Source organism: Pseudoalteromonas sp. 19-MNA-CIBAN-0066 (genome assembly GCF_040308705.1).
In the GTDB taxonomy this organism is placed as follows: Bacteria; Pseudomonadota; Gammaproteobacteria; order Enterobacterales; family Alteromonadaceae; genus Pseudoalteromonas; species Pseudoalteromonas nigrifaciens.
In genome coordinates this window covers 1-294 of record NZ_JBEONZ010000145.1, presented here as the reverse complement: position 1 = coordinate 294, position 294 = coordinate 1, and the positions used below count along the sequence as shown (strand labels likewise).

The 294-nt window shown below is 39.8% G+C and carries 1 protein-coding gene; it reads right to left on the bottom strand.

Translation table 11 applies throughout. The annotated features are described in order from the left end of the window. Positions 1-9: 9 nt before the first annotated feature. On the bottom strand, positions 10-294 hold a 285-nt coding region (gene zapE, locus AAEZ18_RS18565; protein WP_352255862.1), incomplete at its 5' end, for an AFG1/ZapE family ATPase.

Here is a 294-nt window from a genome sequence, read left to right as displayed (position 1 = left end):
ATTAAAGCGTTACCAATTTTGCATTTCGACTATACGTGATTGCGTGCGTGCATATTCAAAGCTCAACTTTTTACCTTTATACAAATGTTCAATGTCGGTTTGCGCATTTATCACCAGCAATTTATGGCAATCGTAAAACTCATCGACTAAGGCAATGAAGCGCCGTGCTTCGTCGTCAAAAGTGTGCTCATCAAGCGTTTGTTTTTCGCGTTGGTAACTATCTTCTATACCGTGAACAATAACTTTACCCGTTGCTTTAACAACCATTTGCGGCACGTTCGATACATATAACAC